A 19,694-nucleotide genomic window follows, 5' to 3' on the forward strand; every position below is an offset into this window, starting at 1 on the left:
ATGCGAGGGCTCGTGAACAACCCCAAGGGTGAGATCATCCCGCGTCCGATCATCTCCTCGTACCGCGAGGGTCTGTCGGTCGCCGAGTACTTCATCGCGACGCACGGTGCCCGTAAGGGTCTGGCCGACACGGCTCTGCGTACGGCCGACTCGGGGTACCTCACGCGTCGTCTGGTGGACGTCTCGCAGGACGTCATCATCCGCGAGGAGGACTGCGGTACGTCGAAGGGCCTCGAGCTCCCGATCGCCGCGGTGGACACGACCGGCACCCTGGTCAAGGACGCCAACGTCGAGAACTCGGTCTTCGCTCGCACGCTCGCCACGGCGGTCGTCGACGCGCAGGGCACGGTTCTGGCCGAGGCGGGCGACGACGTGGGCGACGTGCTCATCGACAAGCTGGTCGCCGGTGGCGTCGAGACCATCAAGGTCCGCTCGGTCCTCACGTGCGACTCGGCCGTCGGTGTCTGCGCGAAGTGCTACGGCCGTTCGCTCGCGACCGGAAAGATCGTCGACATCGGCGAGGCCGTCGGCATCATCGCGGCCCAGTCGATCGGTGAGCCCGGTACCCAGCTGACGATGCGTACCTTCCACACCGGTGGTTCCGCGTCGGCCGACGACATCACGCAGGGTCTGCCCCGCGTGCAGGAGCTGTTCGAGGCGCGTACCCCCAAGGGTGCCTCGCCGATCGCCGAGGCCGACGGCCGCATCACGATCGACGAGACCGAGAAGGCCAAGAAGGTCATCCTCACGCCCGACAACGGTGACGAGCCGGTCGTGTACCCGGTCCTGAAGCGTGCGACCCTCCTCGTCGAGGACGGCCAGCACGTCAAGGTCGGCGAGCCCCTCCAGGTCGGAACGCTCGACCCCAAGGAGGTCATGCGCGTGCAGGGTGCCCGCGAGGTGCAGAAGTACCTCGTGAACGGCGTCCAGGGCGTGTACCGCTCGCAGGGTGTGCCGATCCACGACAAGCACATCGAGGTCATTGTTCGCCAGATGCTGCGCAAGGTCACCGTCGTCGACCACGGCGACACCGACCTCCTGCCCGGGGAGCTGGTGGACTTCAAGCGCTACCAGACCATCAACCGCGAGGCGGTCGGCGAGGGCAAGCGTCCCGCGTCGGGTCGTCCCGAGCTGATGGGTATCACCAAGGCGTCGCTGGCGACCGAGTCGTGGCTGTCGGCCGCGTCCTTCCAGGAGACCACCCGCGTCCTGACGCAGGCGGCCATGGAAGGCAAGAGCGACCCGCTGGTCGGCCTCAAGGAGAACGTCATCATCGGAAAGCTCATCCCCGCCGGAACGGGACTTGCGAAGTACCGCAACGTCACCGTCGAGGCGACGGAGGAGGCCAAGAGCGAGCGGTACCCCAACCGCATCTTCGCCTCGGACGGCGCGTACAGCGACGCCGACCTGAGCTACGTCGATTTCGACAGCTTCTCGACGGACGACTTCACGCCCGGCACATATAACTGATCGAGGGATGCCGCACCCCGGTGCGGCATCCTGATCTCCCGAAGGCCCCCGGCTCGCGCCGGGGGCCTTCGTCGGTTCCCGGCGGGTTTCGAGTCCGTGACGTCTCGCGAGCCCGGCGTGTCGCCGCGCCGACGCGCGGGGGCGGGTCGCCTACCGTGGTCGGGGAGGAACGGATGGCTCGAGTCGCGGGACGCAGCGTCTGGATCGCGTGGCCGGTCGGCGTGCTGTGCGCCGCCGTGATCGCCGGTCTCGCCGTGCTCGCTGCGCCAGGACTCCCCGGTGCGGTGACCTTCGTCGGTGACACACTGCGGGCCGGTTCGACGACGGCCCCGTGGACGGACGCGCCGCGCGTGCCGGGGCCGGCGACGACGTGCCGCGATCTGTACACCCAGCCGATGTGGTCGACGCTGGTGTGGTCGCCCGAGGCGCTGCTCACGCAGCGTCGAACCGGAGCACTCTCGACTCCCGAGGCGGTCGCGGCCGCCGGGTCCACGCCCGTCGTCACCTGCCACTGGCGCGGGGAGTCCGGGCGGTGGCTCGAGACCAGCGTCGCGACGGTGTCGGCCGAGGGGGCGGCCGCCGTCGCGGCGACCCTGACGGGGCAGGGCTTCGCGTGTGCGGCCGACGGCGATGCCACGCACTGCGAGCGCACCGCCGGCGACGTCGTCGAGGTGCATGACCTCCGTGGCGACCGGTGGGTGTCGTCGATGTTCGCGGGATGGATGCCGGACGGTTACGCCGCGATCGTGGCATCCCGCGCCGTCGGCGAGTAGCCCGCTGTCAGCCGAAGATCGCGGCGATGATGCTCGCGGTGTACCCCGTGGGGGCGAGGTTGGAGTACTGGGTGTCGACGAGCACGTCATCGCGCCAGAACAGTGTGCGGCCGTCGTTGACCGGGTAGGTGTCGTTGATCCAGGTCTTCTCGCAGCGTGTGCCCTCGTCGGGGGTGTAGCAACTGAAACCCTGGGTGTTCACGAGGTCGTTGAGCATGTCGAGCGCGGGCCCCCGGTCCTTGCGGGCGATGACCGTCACGAGCCCCGTCGTGTCGGCACGCGGGTCGCGCCAGATGCACACCAGCGATCCGTCGGGCTGAACGCCTGACGGGCCCAGAGCCGGGTCGTTGAGGGGGGTGGATCCGAGCTGCGACAACACATCGGGCGTGAGGATGGCGCGGCAGTCGGTGGGGATGGCCGCGGGGGCGGTCGTGGGGGTGAGCGTGGGGATCGGAGTGCCGTCGGGCGTCCGCGACTCGATGGGCGACGGCGCGCTGGGCGCGGAGTCGGAGCCCCCGTCCGGGGCGCACGCGCTGAGGGCGAGGACGGCGGCGACCGCGAGAACCGCGGCGCGGGCCGCTGCAGGAGGTCGTCCGGTCATGCCGCCCACCCTAGGCGGAGCCGCCGACACGGTCGAGACCGACACACGACGGCACGCCTCCACGACGGGGACCGCGGCGCGGGTTAGCCTGGCCCGGCACCATATCTGCGCGCGTGAGGAGACCCCGATGAGCGACCCCCAGTCGTACGGCGACCCCGTCGACGAGCCCAAGGAGGAGGCGCACGACGTTGTCGGGCGCGCCCACGAGGGACTCGCCGACGCCGAGGCCGCCCGCCGCGACGCGGTCGACCCGGAGGCCGCAGCCGCGGCCTGGGACGAGCGCGAGTCCGATCGTGACGCGGCGACGCCCGCGGCCACGACCACCGTGCACGACGCCTCGCCGGTGGAGCCGCAGAGCCAGACCCCCGTCTCCGCTCCCGCCGCGCCTCGATCCGTCGACATCGACGACGAGGACGCCCGCTGGGCGGCCTACGCCGCATCGGCCGAGCCCGAGACGGGCGACGCGCCTGCCGCCGCGCAGCCGACCGCCGAGCCGGAGCGCCGCTACGATGTCGCCACACCCGCGGTCGCGGGCGCGACGGCCGCCGGCGCCGCAACGGCGACCACCGCCTACGCATACGCGGACGAGACGCGCCCCGTCGGCGCCGCGCAGCCGATCTTCGTCCAGGCTCCCGAAGCTCCGCGCCCGCGCGGCAACCGGGGTGCCGCGGGTGCGATCGGGCTTCTCGCCACCCTCGTGTTCGCCGTGCTCTTCCTCGCCGCGACCCTGGGCCTCGGGCTCCTCCTCGGCACGATCCAGACGGCCGACCTCGCGGACGCGGCCCTCACGGCGCTCACGACATGGACGCTGTGGGTGCCCACGGTCGCGTTCTTCGTCGGCTTCTGGTTCCTCGGCGCGATCATCAACCGCGGCGGCTGGGGCCACTGGGTCGTCTGGGGTCTGCTCGTCGGCGTGATCTCGTGGGGCGGCTACCTGCTCGGCGCTCTCTTCCAGGCTCCGTTCTGGATGCTCACGGCCCGCCAGGGCGTGGACGTCCTCGAGCAGAGCGTCCTCGCCCCGCTGGCGATCGTGGCGTTCGTCCTCGGTCGGGAGCTGACGATCTGGTTCGGCGCCTGGGTCGCGAAGCGCGGCCGCCGCGTCACCGAACTGAACGACGAGGCGCAGCGCGAGTACGAGCGCACGCTCGAGGCCGGCCCGCAGCTCTCCCAGCGCTGAGATCGGATGCCATGACCGATACGCCGCGACCGGCGGGGGTGACCCCGCCGGTCGCCGTCGTTTTCGCGACGGTGACGTTCCTCGCTCTGGCCATCGGTGGGCTGGGGGTCGCCAGCCTCGCGCTGGACGCCGACGTGATCCCCGTGCGCGGCCTCGGGCCCCTGCCCGGGGTGGCGGGGATGGTTCTGGCTCTCGCCGTGTTCGCCGGGGTTCTGCTCTGGGGTCTGCGCGCCGACCCGCCCGGTTACCTGACCGCGGTCCCCTGCGCGATCGGTGCCTACGTGGGCGAGACGCTCGGCATCGCCGTCGGTGCCGCGCTGACCGGGGGCGACGCCGCCGGTGGTCTCGCCGCCGCGGGCGCGGTGGCGCTGGGATGGCCGGGTGCCGTGATCGCGGCAGCGGCGCTCCTCGCCGGCCTGTTCGGCGTCCTGCTGGTGCGCAGCCGCCGCGAGCGCCCGCAGTGGGGCTGGGAGCGCGACGGCGAGGACGACCGCTGATCCCCCGGCCGTGGCATCCCTGCGCATGCCGGGTTGTCGCACTAGCGTAGGACTGTGGAGCGGTCGCTCGAGACGCAGGTCGGCCAGGCGGTGGACGCCTGGCTCGCGTGGCTGCCCCGGTGGGAGCCGGCGAACCACCGTGGACGCATCGCTCCGTGCCGCCGCTGCTTCGGCTCGCCGGTGCTGTCGGCCGCCGGACTCGGTTCCGATGTGCCGCACGGGGTGCAACACGGGCTGTCGACGCGGGTGAAGACGATCGTCGACCACGCCGTCGCGGAGTACACCTCGCGAAACCTTCCGATGCTGCAGACCGAGCTCGATCAGCAGGCCACGCGCAACCGCCGCCGCTCGTACCGCCCGGCGGAAGGGCTGGAACCCGAGTTCGAGGGGATGCCACTGGACCCCGAGCCGGAGCCCGGGGCGCCGTTCCTGTTCACGCTGTCGGGTCTGGCCGCCGAAGAGGATGCCGCGATCCCGGCCCTTCCCCCTCTCTCGGATGCCGCCAAGGCGGCGCTGCGCCAGGAGGTCGGACTCGCCGACGACTACGCGAACATGATCGGGCGCGAGGTGTGCGCCGTCCTGCTGCACCATCGGCTGCGCATCCAGGCGGCCGTCGCCGAGTACGTCGAACCGCAGGTTGCGGCGATGCTCGACGACCTGTCGCGCTCGCTCGACGCCCCGTTCGATCCGCGCGACCCGGGTCCATTGGCATCCTGAGTCCCGTCCACAAGGCCGCCGACCCCGGCGGAGGGCTTTGTTAGAGTTGCCGGGTTGTCCGCGCGAGAGGTGAGCGGGCGCGAGTTCCGGGGAGGGGGCACCATGCCGCAGCGCCTGCCCTCGTCGCCCCCGATCCTGCCGGGCCTGGCGTACATCCGTCCCCTCGGGTCGGGCGGTTTCGCCGACGTCTTCCTCTACGGGCAGGACATGCCGCGTCGTGACGTCGCCGTGAAGGTGCTGCCGAGCGATGTGCGCGATCCCGACCTGCTGCGCATGTTCAACGCCGAGGCCGACGTGCTCGCCCACCTCTCGGCGCACCCGTCGATCGTGACGGTCTACCAGGCGGGGATCTCGGCCGACGGCCGCCCCTACATCGTGATGGAGTACTGCCCCGGCTCGCTCGCGCAGCGGTACCGGGTCGAGCGGATGCCGGTGGCCGAGGTTCTGTCCATCGGCGTACGCATGTCCGGAGCGCTGGAGTCGGCGCACCACGCCGGACTCGTGCACCGTGACGTGAAGCCCAGCAACATCCTCGTGACGACCTTCGGCGCTCCCGTGCTGGCGGACTTCGGCATCTCCTCGTCGCTCCTGCGGCAGAGCGCCGACGAGATGCTCGCGATGAGCGTCCCGTGGAGCGCACCGGAGGTGGTCGCCGAGCAGACGGCCGGCACCGTCTCGAGCGAGGTCTGGAGCCTCGGAGCAACCGTCTACTCGCTGCTCGCCGGGCACAGTCCGTTCGAACGGCGCGAGCGCGGGCAGAACTCGCGCGAACAGTTGCGCCGTCGCATCGCCCGCGCGTCCTACACCGAGATCGCCCGCACCGACGTGCCGCCGTCGCTGCAGGCGGTGCTCGCTCGGACGATGTCGCGCAATCCCTCGGATCGGTTCGCGAGCGCGCGCGAGGTGGGGGAGGCGCTGCAGAAGGTGCAGGCCGAGCTCGGGCTCCCCGCCACCCCGCTCGAGGTGCCGGCGGCGGAGTGGGCACCCACCGCGCGCGCGGTCGATTTCGCGGACGGGAGCCTCCGCGGCCCCGCCCGTTCCCGCATCGAGCGCGACTCCGTTCGCAAGTCGAGCGCTCCCTCGGGCGTCGCCGGTCTCGCGCGCGACGAGGACACCGACATTTCGGCTCCGAGGCGGTCGCGGCGTCGGTTCCTGCCGTGGGCGCTGGCGGCCGCCACCCTGGTCGCCGCCGCCGCGGTCGTCGTCGCGGCGCTGCTGGCCACCGGGGTGGTGCGATGAAGCGCCGGAGAATCGCGGGGCTGACGTCCGGCGTCGTCGCCGCGGTGCTCGTGGTCACGGCCAGCATCGTCTGGCCCGGTCTCGACGCGCAGGAGACCCCCGAGGTCGACACGTCGGTGTGGGCGCTGCAGACCGGCGACGGTCAGCGCTACGCGCGCGTCAACACCACCGTCGGCGAGCTCGACACCGTGCGGACCGCCGGGAACCCGAGCCAGGTCGCGCAGGGACCGGACGGCGCGTACCTCTTCACCGACAGTTACAGCAAACTCGCGCGCATCGACGAGGCGCAGCCCATCGACCTGCAGGAGGAGCAGCTCGAGTCCGCCCCGGACACCCCACCGGGCACCACGTCGGTCGCCACGGCGGGCGACTACGTCGTCTACCGCACCGACACCGGTGCGCTCTACGCCAGCCGGCTCAGCCGGGCGGGGCAGTCGGTGACCGAGCTCGACCCGTTCGGGACGGCGGGCGACGACGATGCGCGCACCTACACCGCCGATGCCGTGGCCGTCGACGAGAGCGGCATGCTGTTCGCCTACTCCGCGGTCGACGGTTCCGTCATCCGGTACGACATCGATGCCGATGAGCTCCGCGGCCGCGACGCCCTCGCGGTCGACGTCGCGTCGCCCGTGCTCACCGCCGCGGGGGAGCAGTGGGTGCTCGTCGACGCCGAGGAGGGGCGCGCCTGGGTCCGCGGTCGCGAGGAGCTCGACCTCGGCACCGCCGATCAGCTGGTCGTCGGCGATCCCGATCCGGCCGCGCGCACCGTGTACCTGGCCGACGAGCAGTCGCTGTGGAGCATCCCGGTCGACGGGAGCGAACCGCGCCGAGAGGTGGGCGCGGGTGGCAACGTCCTGGGCCAGCCGGCCAAGCCCGTCACGCATTCCGGCATCACCTACGCGGCGTGGCTCCTGCCCGGCGACGCGCGCGGAACGCTCTGGCGGTCCGACGCGGGCGAGACCGACCTCGACTACGGCGGGGCGACGATGCCCGACCAACGACGGCCGGTGTTCGTCGCTACCGACCACGCCGTCATCCTGAACGAGACACGCACCGGCTGGGTCTGGACGGTTCCCGACGGCGCGCTCGTCGCCTCGAGCCAGAGCTGGACGCTCGACGACCGCACCGAGGAGGCCGCGGTGCAGAGCGAGGAGCAGCTCAGCGTCGTGCTCGATCCGAAGCCCCCCATCGCCGAGCCGGACGCGTTCGGCGTGCGCGCGGGCCGCCTGGTCACGCTGCCTGTTCTGCTGAACGACCACGACCCGAACGAGGACGTCCTCAGCATCGTCGGAGAGAGCGTCACGGGCCTCGACCCCGGCTTCGGAAGCCTTTCCGTGACCGACGACGGTCAGCGGCTCGCGGTCCGCGTCTCACCGGATGCCACGGGTGCGGCGACCTTCTCGTACGCGGTGACCGACGGGACCACCGCCGACGGTCTCACCTCCGCGTCGACCACCGTGACGCTCACCGTGACGCCCGACACGGCGAACGCGGCCCCCGTCTGGTGCGGCGTCGAGAAGTGCCTGCAGCCGTGGCCTGCGCCCGAGGTCGCGCGCGGCGGCACCATCACGGTCCCCGTCCTCCCCGGCTGGGTCGACCCCGACGGCGACCCCCTGCTGCTGCTGTCGGTCGAGAATCCGAGCGGCGTGGGCAGCGTGGCATCCACCCCCGCCGGTGACGTCGTGTACCAGCACGCCGACGACGGGTCGGGCGGTGAGCAGACCGTCCAGCTCGACGTCACCGTGGCCGACACCGCAGGGGCGACGACGACGAAGCCGCTGCTGATCCGCGTGGCCCCCGATCCGGCGCTCGCGGTGCAGTCGTTTGCGATCGTGGACACGGCCGGCTCGGCGCTGACCGTCGATGTCGCCCCGCACGTCACGGGGACCGCCGGCGATGTGACGATCGGGGCGGTGCGGGTCCTCGACGACGCGGCCGCGACGGCGACGGTCGTCGGCGGGACGACGACGTTCGATTTCACCGCCGCGCAGCCGGGCGTCTACCGCGTCGACTTCACCGTGACCGGGGCCGGACGCGACGCCACCGGCACGGCACGGATCACCCTGCTCCCGGCCGACGCCCCGGCGCAGCTGTCGACGGCCCCGGTGGTGGCCTTCGTCCGCCCGCAGGAGGATGCCACGCTCGACGTGTTCGCCGCGGTCTCCAACCCGACGGGGCGCGTGCTGTTGCTGAGCGATGTCGTCGCGGCCGCGGAGGAGGGTGCTGCGCTCGCCGTCGACACGGTCGGACAGAACGATCTCCGCGTCTCCGGGACGACGGCCGACGGCGGCGCCGGGCTCCTGGGCACCGTGGCGTACACGGTCAGCGACGGCACGGACGACGATGGGTCCCGCGTGGTCGGCGAGGCGACGGTGTATCTCCTACCGCCCGCGCCCGAGATCGCCCCGATCGCGGTCGACGACACCGTGACCGTCCGCGCGGGAGCGCAGGCCGACATCCCGGTGCTCGACAACGACGTGTCCCCGGCCGGGGGACGCCCCACCCTCGACCCGGCATCCGTGCAGGTGAGCCCGTCCGCCGACGGTCTGGCGTTCGCCTCGGGCGGGGTCCTGCGCTACCTCGCGCCCACCGCCGCGGGATCGTACGAGGTGACCTACCGCGTCTACACGACGGGCACGCCGTCGCTGTGGGACGAGGCGACCGTGCGAATCACCGTCCTCGGTCCCGAGGCCAACCGCGCGCCCGTCCCCGACACCCTGCAGGGTCGCGTCCTCAGCGGCGGGACGACGACCGTGCCGTTCCGCAGCTTCGGGGCCGACCCCGACGGAGACGCGGTGGTGCTCGATCGCATCGTGACGCAGCCCGACCGGGGCACGGCCTCGATCTCGGCCGACGGCTCGGCGATCGTGTACTCCTCGGTTCCCGGCGACCGCGGCCAGGTGTCGTTCCGCTACCGCGTCGCCGACCCCTCGGGCGCGACGGGCGAGGGCACGGTCCGCATCGGAGTCCTGGATGCCGAGGCCAACCCGAGCCCCATCACGTTCACCGACTACGTGCAGGTGCAAGCGGGTGCCGACAGCCGGATCCGCGTGAGCCCGCTCGCCAACGACATCGATCCCACGCAGGGGCGGCTCACGCTCACCGGTGTACGCCCGGACCTCCCGGAGAGGCTCGTCGACGGCGACGACAACCCCGAGTACGCGCGACTGGAGGCGCTCGTGGAGAGCGTGTCGGCGACGGGCGTCGTCATCCGCGCGGGCGAGGCCCCCGCCACGATGTCGTTCCTCTACGACGTCGAGTCGGACTCGGGGAACACCGGACGCGGTCTCGTCGTGGTCAAGGTCGTGCGCGAGAGCGTGCCCGACTACCCGGTGGTCTCGGACACCGTCCTCACCGTCGAGGACCGCGACGAGTTCCTCTCCGGCGTCGACGTGCTCGGCGGCCGCGTGACCTGGTCGGGCGGCGACACCGGCGACCTGCGCGTGTCGCTGTGGGGCGAGCCCGCCGATGTGCGGGTCGCGGGCAGCCTCATCTCCGGAGAGCTGCCCGCGACCCGACGCATCATCCCCTTCGCGGTGACCGGCACCGTCGGCGACCAGGAGGTCACGACGTACGCGTTCGTGCGGATCCCGGGCGACGACGATCTCACATTGGCCCTCCGCCCGGGGGCGGCGCAGCGCGTCGACGAACTGGCATCCGTGGACTTCGACATGGCCGCTCTCGTCGCGGTCCCGCGGCGGGCGACCCTGGAGGTCGGCGCGGACGTGTCCACGACCGGCGTGCGCGCCGACGGGCGCTGCAGCGTGAGCGGCACCGTGGTCCGCTACGACGCGGGCACGGGTTCGCCGTGGACCGACGCCTGCCGTGTCCCCGTGCGCGTCGCCGGCACCGAGGAGTGGACCGTGCTGTCGGTGCCCATCGGCATCGTGGCCCGTGAACCCCAGCCCGAACTCCGCCCGGGCTCGCTCACCGTCGGACCGGGTGAGACCGCGACCTTCGACCTGCGCAACATGACGAGCTGGCAATTGGGCCGTGAGGATTGGGCCGGCATCCGTTACACCGTCGAGTACGCGGGCTCGGCGTTCTCGTCCGTGACTCTGGACGGCTCGGTCGTGACGGTCACGGGCGCCGATCGCGCGGTGCCCGGCAGCGAGAACGCCGCGATCGTCTCGGTCACCAGCCACACCGCGGTCGCCCCGGCGCGGCTGTTGCTGCGGGTCGGAGCCGCGCCCTCGACGCTGCCCCAGGGCGGCACGACGACGCTGCAGTGCTCCCAGGCGTCGGGCTCGAGCTGCACGATCGACGCGGTCGGACTCCCCGGCGAGGTCAATCCGCTCCCGCGCACTCCGCTCGAAGTCGTGAGCGTCCGCCCGACGAGTGCGTGCACCGGAGTCGGCTTCGACGTCGCCTCGTCATCGAGCGTGCGGGCGTCGTGGACCGCCGATGCGCCGGGTGCGACGTGCGCCGCGAGCGTGACGCTCCGGGACGCCCAGAGCCGCTCGACCGCCGGGACCCGCGACGCCCGCGTGGTCCTCGACCTGCAGGGCTTCCCGCGCGCACCGGCGAGCGTGCGCCAGACGGCGTACGCCGACGGATCGCTCACGCTGCGCGTGGACGCGGGCGAGGCGCGACGCGCCTACCCGGCGCTCACCGGCTTCCGGGTGCGCTTCGGCGCGCAGGTCGTCGCGGACTGCGGCGCCGACGGATCATGCCCCGCGATCGCCGCCCCCAACGGCGAGAAGCGCGAATACGTCGTCACCGCGGTGAACGGCGTCGGCGAATCGCGCGGCTCGGTGCGCACGACCGCCTGGGCCTACGACCCGCCGGCTCGGCCGAAGTCGGGCGATTTCACCCCGGTCGTCACGCGCGACGGCGAGGGCAATGTCGCCGATCTTGTCATCCGGGGCGTGGAGTCGTCCGAGACCGGCCAGCTCGAGGTCCGCAGCAGCGCGGGCGAGACGCGCACGATCGGCGTCGGGCGCAACGACACCGACGTGCGCATCAGCGGCTTCCGCGTCGGCAGCAACTCCCAGAGCGAGATCACGGTGACCCCCACCTCGCGTTTCGAGGTGCCGACGGGGCTCGGGGGCTCCGCGCAGGGTGGGGCGCTCACATTCTCGGCGCACGGGGTCGGGGCGCCTCTCGAGCCGAACATCACGATCACCTCGCGCTCGACGGGGGACGGGATGTCGACCGTCACGGTCGAGGGCACGGCGCGGCAGAACGGCACCGACTCCCGACTCCGCTACGGCATCGCCGAGGGCACCGCGTGCCGCGTCGGCGACGGCGGTCCGCGTCGCGAGTTCCCGAACAAGGAGGACGGCGTCGCCTACACGTTCACCTTCTGCGTGGAGTCCGACTTCGGCGGCACCTCTTACGGGACGAGGAGCGTGACGCAGGAGGACTACCGCGTCGCGCAGGACACCGCCGCTCCGCGCGGGTACACCTTCACCGTCGGGGCCGAGCCCGGGACCGCCGTCGAGGACGGCCGTCCGGTCGCTCGCTGGCGGGTCTCCGACCTCACGGCGGGGAGCAAGCCGCCGCGCTTCAACAAGGCCGTCTACACCAACTTCGACGGCGACCGGTCGTCGGTGTTCGGCTCGGATCCGAACATCGGCGTCTACTTCCAGCACGAGATCTGGGGTACGACCTCCGAGACCGGACGAGTCGCGCCCGCTTCCGGCAGCGCGCCGTATCAGGTGCAGGCAACCATGCGGGTGGCATCCTGCGTGGGTGGCGAGCGGCTGGACGTGGCGACGAACTCGAGCAACGACCTGGCCGCGATGACCCTCGACCGCGACGCGATCCGGTACACCGACAAGAACGGCACCGTGCTGCCGACGGGGGGCTCGAACCTCGTCCCCGTCGGCGCCACCCGAGTCGAGAACGTCCGGGTGACCGTGGACTGGTCGGCGCGCGGGTGGGGCCTGGACTCCGTCGTCCTGGAAACCCAGGGTCCGTGCAAGCCCGGCACGCCCGACCGCGAGCCCGAAGCCGACCCCGAACCCTGATCCCCCCACCGAAAGAGACCTGCTGCCATGACGATCACCCAGGAACAGGCGACCTGGTACGCCCAGACCTTCGCGCAGATCGCCGACAACGTCGAACGCGCCGTGCTCGGTAAGCGGCACGTCGTCGAACTCGTGCTCACCGCCATGCTCAGTGACGGGCACGTGCTGCTGGAGGACGTACCGGGTACGGGGAAGACGTCGCTCGCCCGCGCCGTCGCGCAGTCGGTTCAGGGTACGAACACCCGCATCCAGTTCACCCCCGACCTGCTGCCGGGCGACATCACCGGCATCACGGTGTACGACCAGAAAGAGGGGACGTTCGAGTTCCACGCCGGTCCGATCTTCGCCAACATCGTCCTCGCCGACGAGATCAACCGCGCGAGCCCGAAGACGCAGTCCGCCCTGCTGGAGGTCATGGAGGAGGGCCGGGTGACCATCGACGGCGTCTCCCGCGAGGTCGGCGTTCCCTTCCTCGTCCTGGCCACGCAGAACCCCGTCGAGCAGGCCGGCACGTACCGGTTGCCCGAGGCGCAGCTCGACCGCTTCCTGCTGCGCACCTCGCTCGGCTACCCCGATCACGCGGCCACCGTGCGCATCCTCGACGGTGCCCCGGTCGCCACCGCGGATCTCCGTCCGATCATCACGCCGCAGGCGCTCGTCGGCATGGCCGACCTCGCCGCGAGCGTGTACGTCGACGCGCTCGTGCTCGATTACATCGCCCGGATCGTGGATGCCACCCGCTCGGCCGACGAGGTCCGGCTCGGCGTCAGCATCCGCGGCGCCCTGGCGTTGACGCGCGCGACCCGCGCGCGAGCCGCAGCACAGGGGCGCACGTACGCCACCCCCGACGACGTCAAGGCGCTCGCGGTCGCGGTGCTCTCGCACCGGTTGATCCTGCACCCCGAGGCGGAGTTCGACGGGGTGACGCAGGAGGCCGTCGTCGGTCAGGTGCTTCTGGACACCGTGCCGCCCACCCAGCGCGAGAGCGCCTGAGCCGTGGCCGTCCCCCCGCTCCTCCTCGCGCGAAGGGTGCCGCCGTGCCCGACGTGAACCTCACCGAGTCGCGGCTGACGCGCACCTCGGCGGGGACCGTCGGCACGGGTTCGCGCACGTCGATCACCTCGACGTCGACCCGGCGCACGCGCCGCCTCGTCCGAGCGGCCGTCCGCGCGGCCGAGATCGGGCGCACGCTGGCCGACGGGGTCGGCTCCGCGGTGCGGTGGGCCGGCCGCACGGTGCGACCCGCGGGTGCGGTCGTCGCGAGCGCGGCGACGGTCGGGCTGGTGCTGGGGCTCGCGTTCGGCTGGGTCGAGTGGATGATCGCCGGGTCCGTCGCGCTGCTTCTGCTGATCATGAGTGTCCCGTTCCTCTTCGGGGCGCGCGCCTACGACGTCGACCTGACGCTCACGCACGAGCGGGTCGTCGCCGGCCACGGGGTCACGGGCGAGATCGCCGTCCGCAACGACAGTGCGCGTCCCGCCCTGCCCGGTCGCCTCGACATCCCGGTGGGGCGAGGGCTGGTGGAGTTCGCCGTTCCGCTGCTGCGGCCGGGGCACGGCGTGACCGAACCGCTCGAGATCCCGCCCCTGCCGCGGGGAGTCGTGCGCATCGGGCCCGTGACGACGGTGCGGAGCGACCCCGTGGGGCTCCTGCGGCGCGAGCACGCGTTCGACGACGTCCACGATCTCTTCGTCCATCCGCGCACGGTCGCGCTCCCGTCGACGAGCGCCGGACTCGTGCGCGACCTCGAGGGCAACGCGACGCGTCGGCTCGTCGACGCCGACATGTCCTTCCACGCGATCCGCGAGTACGTCGCGGGCGACTCGCGCCGTCAGGTGCACTGGAAATCCACCGCGAAGACCGGGCGCCTGATGGTGCGCCAGTACGAGGAGTCGCGCCGGTCGCGCATGGCCGTCGTCCTCGCCGCTGCGACCCAGGAATACGCGGATGCCGACGAGTACGAGCTCGCGGTCTCGGCCGCCGCTTCGCTCGGCCTGCGTGCCGTGCGGGACGCGCGCGACATCGACGTGGTGACCGGATCGGAGATCCCCCGCGTCGTCCGCGGACGTCTGCGCGCCATCCGGCATGTGCCCGCGGTGACGCCCCGAGCGATGCTCGACGGGTTCAGCGCGATCGCCCACCACGAGAACACCATGCCCGTCGAGGACGTCTGCCGACTGGCATCCGAGGCGAACGAGAGGTTGTCCATCGCGTTCGTCGTCGTGGGGTCGGTCGTGTCGATCGCGCGTCTGCGGCAGGCCGCCCTCGCCTTCCCCGCGGACACCGCGGTCGCGGCCGTCGTGTGCGACGAACGTGCCCACCCGCGCATGCGCAGCGTCGCCGGGCTCACCGTCCTGACCATCGGCACGCTCGATGACCTCGCCGGCCTGCTCGTGCGGGGGGCCACCTCGTGAGCGCCCCCGCCCGGCAGGCCGACTCCGCCCGCCGTTCGCGGGCCGTCGCCGCGGGGCTGTTCACCGCGTTCTCCGTCGGCCTGGCGGCGGTGGCCGCGTGGCCCGTGTACGCCTCGTGGGCTTTCGTGGTGCTCGTGGCCGTGGCGGCACCGGTGGCGGCGGGGGTCGTGACGCTGGCTGCGTGGCGCCGCTGGTCCGGGTGGGTCACCGTCGCGCTGATCGCGGGCGCTTTCGCGCTCCTCTCGGTGCCGGTGGCGGTCCCGTCGCGCCTCGGTGGGCCGCTGGAGATCCTCCGCGGTCTCGGCGAGGCGTTCTCCGGCGTCATCCTGGGGTGGAAAGACCTGGTCACGGTCGAACTGCCGGTCGGCGACTACCGCAACCTGCTCGTTCCCGCTCTCGTGGTGTTCCTCGTCGGGACGGCGGCGACGCTGGCGCTCGCACTCCGCGCCGATCGACTCGCCCCCGTCGCCGTCGTGAGCGGTCTTGCGATGAGCGGCTTCGGGCTCTTCTTCGGCCGCACGTCGACGAGCGCGCCGCTGATGCTCGGCCCGCTCACGTTCGCGGCCCCGGTCGAGACCGGGATCGGTGTGGCCGCGATCCTGTCGGCCGTGCTGTGGCTGGCGTGGCGCACCCGTGATGAACGGACGCGGGCGCTGCGTCGGGCGAGCGAGAGCGGTGCCATGGTGCTCCCGCGACGTCGCTCCCGCACCGATCAGCGGCGCACTGCTCTGGGTGCCGCGATGATCGTGGTGGCCGTCGTCGCCGCCGTCGCGATCGTGCCGTGGGCGGCGAAGGATGCCGATCGCCGGGTGCTCCGGTCGGCGGCGGGGCCGGAACGCCAGATCGCCGAGGCGGTGAGCCCGCTGTCCGAGTACCGGACGATGTTCTCGGACGCGCGCGCCGACGACGTCCTGTTCCGCGTCGACAGCGCCGCGACGGCTCCGGAGCGCATCCGGGTCGCGACGCTCGACGCCTACGACGGCGAAGTCTTCCGCTCTTCCGGGTCGCGGCAGGGCACCTTCGTGAGGGTGCCGTCGAGTCTCCCCCGGGTGGACGGGCGCGAGGTCGAGGCCGGCATCCGGATCGATGCTCTCGACGGGATCTGGATGCCGACGGCCGGACGGCTCCTCTCGGCGACGTTCGAGGGCGACCGGCAGAACGTGCTCGCCGACCGGTTCTACTACAGCGTGGACGCCGAGGCGGGCGTTCAGATCGCCGACGGAGGATGGGCGTCCGGCGACCGTTACGCGATCTCGGCGGTCGAGCCGACCGACGCCGACCCCGCGACGTTCGTCCCACCCGGCGCGGACGGCGTCGTCGGCGGCGACAACCTGCGGCGATGGGTGGACGAACACGCCACCGGGGAGTCCGGTGCGGATCTGGTCGCCCTCGTCCGGTTGCTGCGCGACCGCGGCTATCTCAGCCACGGGCTCGCACCCGCCGCCGGTGCGCCCGCGCCGGCGTGGACGGACGACCTTCCCGGGTATCAGCTCCAGCCGAGCGCCTCGGGCCACTCGCTCGCGCGCATCGACACGATGTTCCAGCGGTTGCTGGAGCGCGAGGACGACCCGCGCGCCCAGTCGTCGGGCAATTTCGTCGCCGCGGTCGGCGACGACGAGCAGTTCGCCGTGGCCGCGGCGTTGATCGCGCGGGAGCTCGGATTCCCGGCCCGCGTCGTCGTGGGCACGCGTCTGACCTCGAGCGACTCCGGCGTCGCCGTCTGCGCGGAGGGGGAGTGCCGCGCGCGCGATCTCAGCGCGTGGACCGAAGTGCAGGATGCCGACGGCCGGTGGGCGGCGATCGACGTGACCCCGCAGTGGGAGCTCTCGCCCAGCCTCGAGGTGACGCAGCAGCGCGATCCCGAGAACGTGACCGAGGTGCGGCCGAACACGGTCGACGAGGTCGTCCCGCCCGACCCGGTGCAGGAGGACAACGCCCGCACCGACGACGAGGCGAACGACGATGGCCTAGATCTCGCCTGGCTGTGGCCGATCCTGCGGGTCGTCGGGATCGCTCTCCTGGCGGTCCTCGTCCTCTTCGGACCCTTCCTCGTCGTCGTCGTCGCGAAGGCCATGCGGCGCCGCGGCCGCCGGCGCGACCCCGACCCCCGCGTCGCGATCGCGGGAGGGTGGGACGAGTACGTGGATGCCGGGGTGGATGCCGGCCGCGATCCGCGTCGGTCCGCGACGCGCCGCGAGATGGCCGAGGCGTTCGACACCCCGTCCGGGCTCCGTCTGGCTGACGACGCCGATCGGGCGGTCTTCTCCGCGCGGACGGTCACCGCCGACGAGGCATCCCAGTTCTGGCGGATCGTCGACGAGGAGCGCCGCGCGCTGACCCGTCAGCGCGGCTGGTGGCAGCGCGTGCGTGCGGCCGTATCGTTGAAATCGTTCCTGCGGTTCTTCGCCCCGCGCCCCACGCGCCGACGGCCGCCGCACCGCGACGAGAGGGGGAAGCGCCCGCCCGCAGGGCGGCGCGAGACGACATGAATGATTCCACGGGTGTGATCCTGGGGGCGCTGACCCTGCTCCTGTTCGTCATCGTCTACGTCTGGTACGCGCTGGCGTTGGCCGCGGTCTTCGCCAAAGCCGGCGAGGCGACGTGGAAGGCGTGGGTTCCGGTCGTGAACGTCGCGACGATCCTCGCGCTCGGTGGCTTCTCACCGTGGCTCGTGCTGCTGAACCTCATTCCCCTCTTCGGTACCGTGGCCTTCGCCGTCGTCCTCATCGTCGCGATCCACCGCGTGAACCTCGGATTCGGTCGCGGCGCCGGCATGACCGTCCTCGGCGCGTTCCTCGGCGTCGTGTGGGCCAGCGTTCTGGGATTCGGCTCGGCGCGATGGCGGAACGGGACCCCGGGTGCGCGTCGTTCCGGTGGCATGGACGAGAACTCCGCCCCCGTGCGGCGCGGGCAGGACTTCGCCGGGCCCTACGTGCCCCTCGTCGGCGGGTGGACTCCCGAGCCGGCGTCGCGGGCCGACGCGGGCGAGGACGCGCCGGTGCCGGGCCCCGCGTCCGAGGCCATCGTGCTGCCGTACGCCGCTGTGTCTCCCTCTCTCGCCGACGCGCCGCCGCCTCCCACCGACTGGGCTCCGCGCGGACCCGCCGACGCGCCCGACTTCGCACCTCCCGCCGGTGACGCCCGCGCTCCGCTGCCGTTCTCCGAGCGCCCGGTGGTCGCCGATGACGCACGGGCGTCCGTCTCGGAGGCGCTTGCGGCCTTGCGCGCGCCGACCGACGGCGATGTCGCCCGCGACGAGCGCGCGCGCACCGCGGAGCACGACGAGCAGGGCGAAGGCGAGCCCGATGTCTGGAGCGCCGGTCCCCTCACCCCTGCCGTCCCCTCGCGCTCGCGGACGTCGGCCGAGACGCCGGCGGTGACCGGCGCCCCCGAGGAGGCCCCCGCCGACGACGCGGCACCGCGTCCGGAGCCGTGGCGCGCCCCGTCGCCGGCTGAGGGGGATGACGCCGGCCCGACGACCGATGAGTCGCTGACGCGACCCGCGCCCGTCGCCGGGCAGGTCTGGCCCGCCCCCGCGCGCACGGATGAGGGCCCGGGGGAGGAGTTCCCCGAACTCTCGGAGGCCGTCTCGGCGGTCTCCGACGCTCCGCAGGCGGGCGCACCCCGATCGGCGCGCACCTCCGTGTCGGCGCTCTACACCCAGCCGGAGTTCCCCGCCGAACCGGACGACGCCGAGTTCGACGCCCTCGACCGCACCGTCGTCACCCGTCGACGCCGGATCCCGTGGGCCCTCGTGCCCCCGAGCGGCGCACCCGTCGACCTGACCTCCGACGTGGTGATCCTCGGACGTCGGCCGGCTCCGGATGCCGCACACCCGGATGCCCAGCTCGTGGCGATCTCCGACGAGACGCGCACCGTCTCGAAGACGCACGCGCGCCTGCAACTGCGGGGCGACGTCTGGTTCGTCACGGATCTGGACTCGACCAACGGTGTGCTCTTCGCCACGCTGATGGGAACCGAGGTCGAGGCACCCCCCGGCGAGGAGATCGAGGCCGGGGAACGGTTCTTCCTCGGCGACGCGGAGGTGCGTCTGACGCGGAGGGAGCCGTGAGCGGTCCCTTCGACGTTCCCGATGACGCGGACGACGTCACGCTCTGGGCCGGGCGCCTGCGTGCGTGGCCGACCCCGCCCGTCGAGTCCGCAGCCACGGACGACCCGGACGATGTCGACGACGACACCGCGGTATCGCCCCGCAACGCTCCGGCGGACGACACGGTGCGGGTGCTACGCGACGCTCCGGCGGACGACACGGTGCGTGTGCCACGTCCGCAGCCGGTGCCCCCCGCGCCCGAGGTCGTCGACGACGAGACGGTCCGCGTTTCGCCCCCGGCTTCGTCGCGTGGTCCCGTCGAGAGCGGAATCGTCGACGAGACGACCATTCCCGGTCGGCGGCGTGGTGTCGCCCCCGACGACGAGGCATCCACGGACCCCGACGACGAGGCATCCATGGGCAACACCGCGGCCGGCACCCGCCGCGCTCGATCCCGTCCCCGCGTCGAGGAGCCCGAGATCCCGTCCGGCGATCCCGTGCCGACGCCCCGGGGTGCGCGGATCCCGACCACCGATCACGAGCTCTACCGGCCCCGCGCCGACCAGGCGATCCGCGTGACCCGCACGGCCGTGCCCGCTCGGTCGACCGATGCTCCGGATGCCGCCGCGGTGCGCCCGCGGGAGGCTCGGGGTACTCGGGGGCGCGGAGCGCTGCTCGTGGCGGCGGCCGTGCTCGTCCTCGCGGTGGCGGCCGTCGTCGTGTTCCTGGTGATGGGCTGAGCCTCACCCCGCGCACGTTTGCCCGCACCCTCCCGGGCGCGTA

12 protein-coding genes and 1 pseudogene are annotated in these 19,694 nt (G+C 72.7%); 12 read left to right on the forward strand and 1 reads right to left on the reverse strand.

Features of this window, described 5'->3' with window-relative positions; genetic code table 11:
• Both D8Y23_RS08030 and D8Y23_RS08035 read left to right on the forward strand, forming a co-directional pair.
• Positions 1–1,470 (forward strand): annotated as a pseudogene (locus tag D8Y23_RS08030) (DNA-directed RNA polymerase subunit beta'); the annotation flags it as partial.
• Between the two features lie 173 nt (positions 1,471–1,643).
• Positions 1,644–2,243 (forward strand): hypothetical protein, encoded by a 600-nt coding sequence (locus tag D8Y23_RS08035; RefSeq protein ID WP_128217636.1) that lies wholly within the window; start codon positions 1,644–1,646, stop codon positions 2,241–2,243.
• Positions 2,244–2,250: 7 nt separating this feature from the next.
• Here the strand turns inward: D8Y23_RS08035 and D8Y23_RS08040 are convergent, their stop codons facing one another.
• On the reverse strand, positions 2,251–2,844 hold the full coding sequence (locus D8Y23_RS08040; RefSeq protein ID WP_128217637.1) for a hypothetical protein: 594 nt from the start codon (positions 2,842–2,844) through the stop codon (positions 2,251–2,253).
• Between the two features lie 127 nt (positions 2,845–2,971).
• Here D8Y23_RS08040 and D8Y23_RS08045 point away from each other — a divergent pair, with 127 nt between their 5' ends.
• The 10 genes from D8Y23_RS08045 (at position 2,972) to D8Y23_RS16750 (ending at position 19,651) form a co-directional block, all read left to right on the forward strand.
• The gene (locus tag D8Y23_RS08045) at positions 2,972–4,021 is read left to right on the forward strand and encodes an ABC transporter (protein WP_128217638.1); all 1,050 of its coding nucleotides are present in this window, start codon (positions 2,972–2,974) and stop codon (positions 4,019–4,021) included.
• 11 nt (positions 4,022–4,032) lie between these two features.
• Positions 4,033–4,518 carry a hypothetical protein gene (locus D8Y23_RS08050; protein WP_128217639.1) on the forward strand — a complete coding sequence of 162 codons (486 nt, stop codon included), beginning with the start codon at positions 4,033–4,035 and terminating at the stop codon, positions 4,516–4,518.
• Positions 4,519–4,572: 54 nt separating this feature from the next.
• Positions 4,573–5,235, forward strand: a complete 663-nt coding sequence (locus D8Y23_RS08055; protein ID WP_128217640.1) for a spermidine/putrescine ABC transporter substrate-binding protein — start codon at positions 4,573–4,575, stop codon at positions 5,233–5,235.
• Between the two features lie 102 nt (positions 5,236–5,337).
• A complete protein-coding gene (locus D8Y23_RS08060) occupies positions 5,338–6,474 on the forward strand; it encodes a serine/threonine-protein kinase (RefSeq protein ID WP_128217641.1) in 1,137 nt (378 codons plus the stop codon).
• Complete coding sequence (locus D8Y23_RS08065; protein WP_128217642.1) at positions 6,471–12,446, forward strand: Ig-like domain-containing protein; 5,976 nt, start codon at positions 6,471–6,473, stop codon at positions 12,444–12,446. Before D8Y23_RS08060 ends, D8Y23_RS08065 begins: the two co-directional genes overlap by 4 nt.
• Positions 12,447–12,473: 27 nt before the next feature.
• The gene (locus D8Y23_RS08070; RefSeq protein WP_128217643.1) at positions 12,474–13,439 is read left to right on the forward strand and encodes an AAA family ATPase; all 966 of its coding nucleotides are present in this window, start codon (positions 12,474–12,476) and stop codon (positions 13,437–13,439) included.
• Positions 13,440–13,483: 44 nt separating this feature from the next.
• A complete protein-coding gene (locus D8Y23_RS08075; RefSeq protein ID WP_128217644.1) occupies positions 13,484–14,860 on the forward strand; it encodes a DUF58 domain-containing protein in 1,377 nt (458 codons plus the stop codon).
• Positions 14,857–17,349 (forward strand): transglutaminase-like domain-containing protein, encoded by a 2,493-nt coding sequence (locus D8Y23_RS08080; RefSeq protein WP_128217645.1) that lies wholly within the window; start codon positions 14,857–14,859, stop codon positions 17,347–17,349. Before D8Y23_RS08075 ends, D8Y23_RS08080 begins: the two co-directional genes overlap by 4 nt.
• On the forward strand, positions 17,346–18,932 hold the full coding sequence (locus tag D8Y23_RS08085; protein ID WP_128217646.1) for a DUF5684 domain-containing protein: 1,587 nt from the start codon (positions 17,346–17,348) through the stop codon (positions 18,930–18,932). Before D8Y23_RS08080 ends, D8Y23_RS08085 begins: the two co-directional genes overlap by 4 nt.
• Entirely contained in the window at positions 18,929–19,651 is a 723-nt protein-coding gene (locus D8Y23_RS16750) for a hypothetical protein (protein ID WP_164878168.1), read from the forward strand. The genes D8Y23_RS08085 and D8Y23_RS16750 overlap by 4 nt, the downstream gene beginning before the upstream one ends.
• Positions 19,652–19,694 lie beyond the last annotated feature (43 nt).

Origin of the sequence: Microbacterium enclense, from assembly GCF_004022425.1 — a bacterium.
GTDB lineage: Bacteria > Actinomycetota > Actinomycetes > Actinomycetales > Microbacteriaceae > Microbacterium > Microbacterium enclense_A.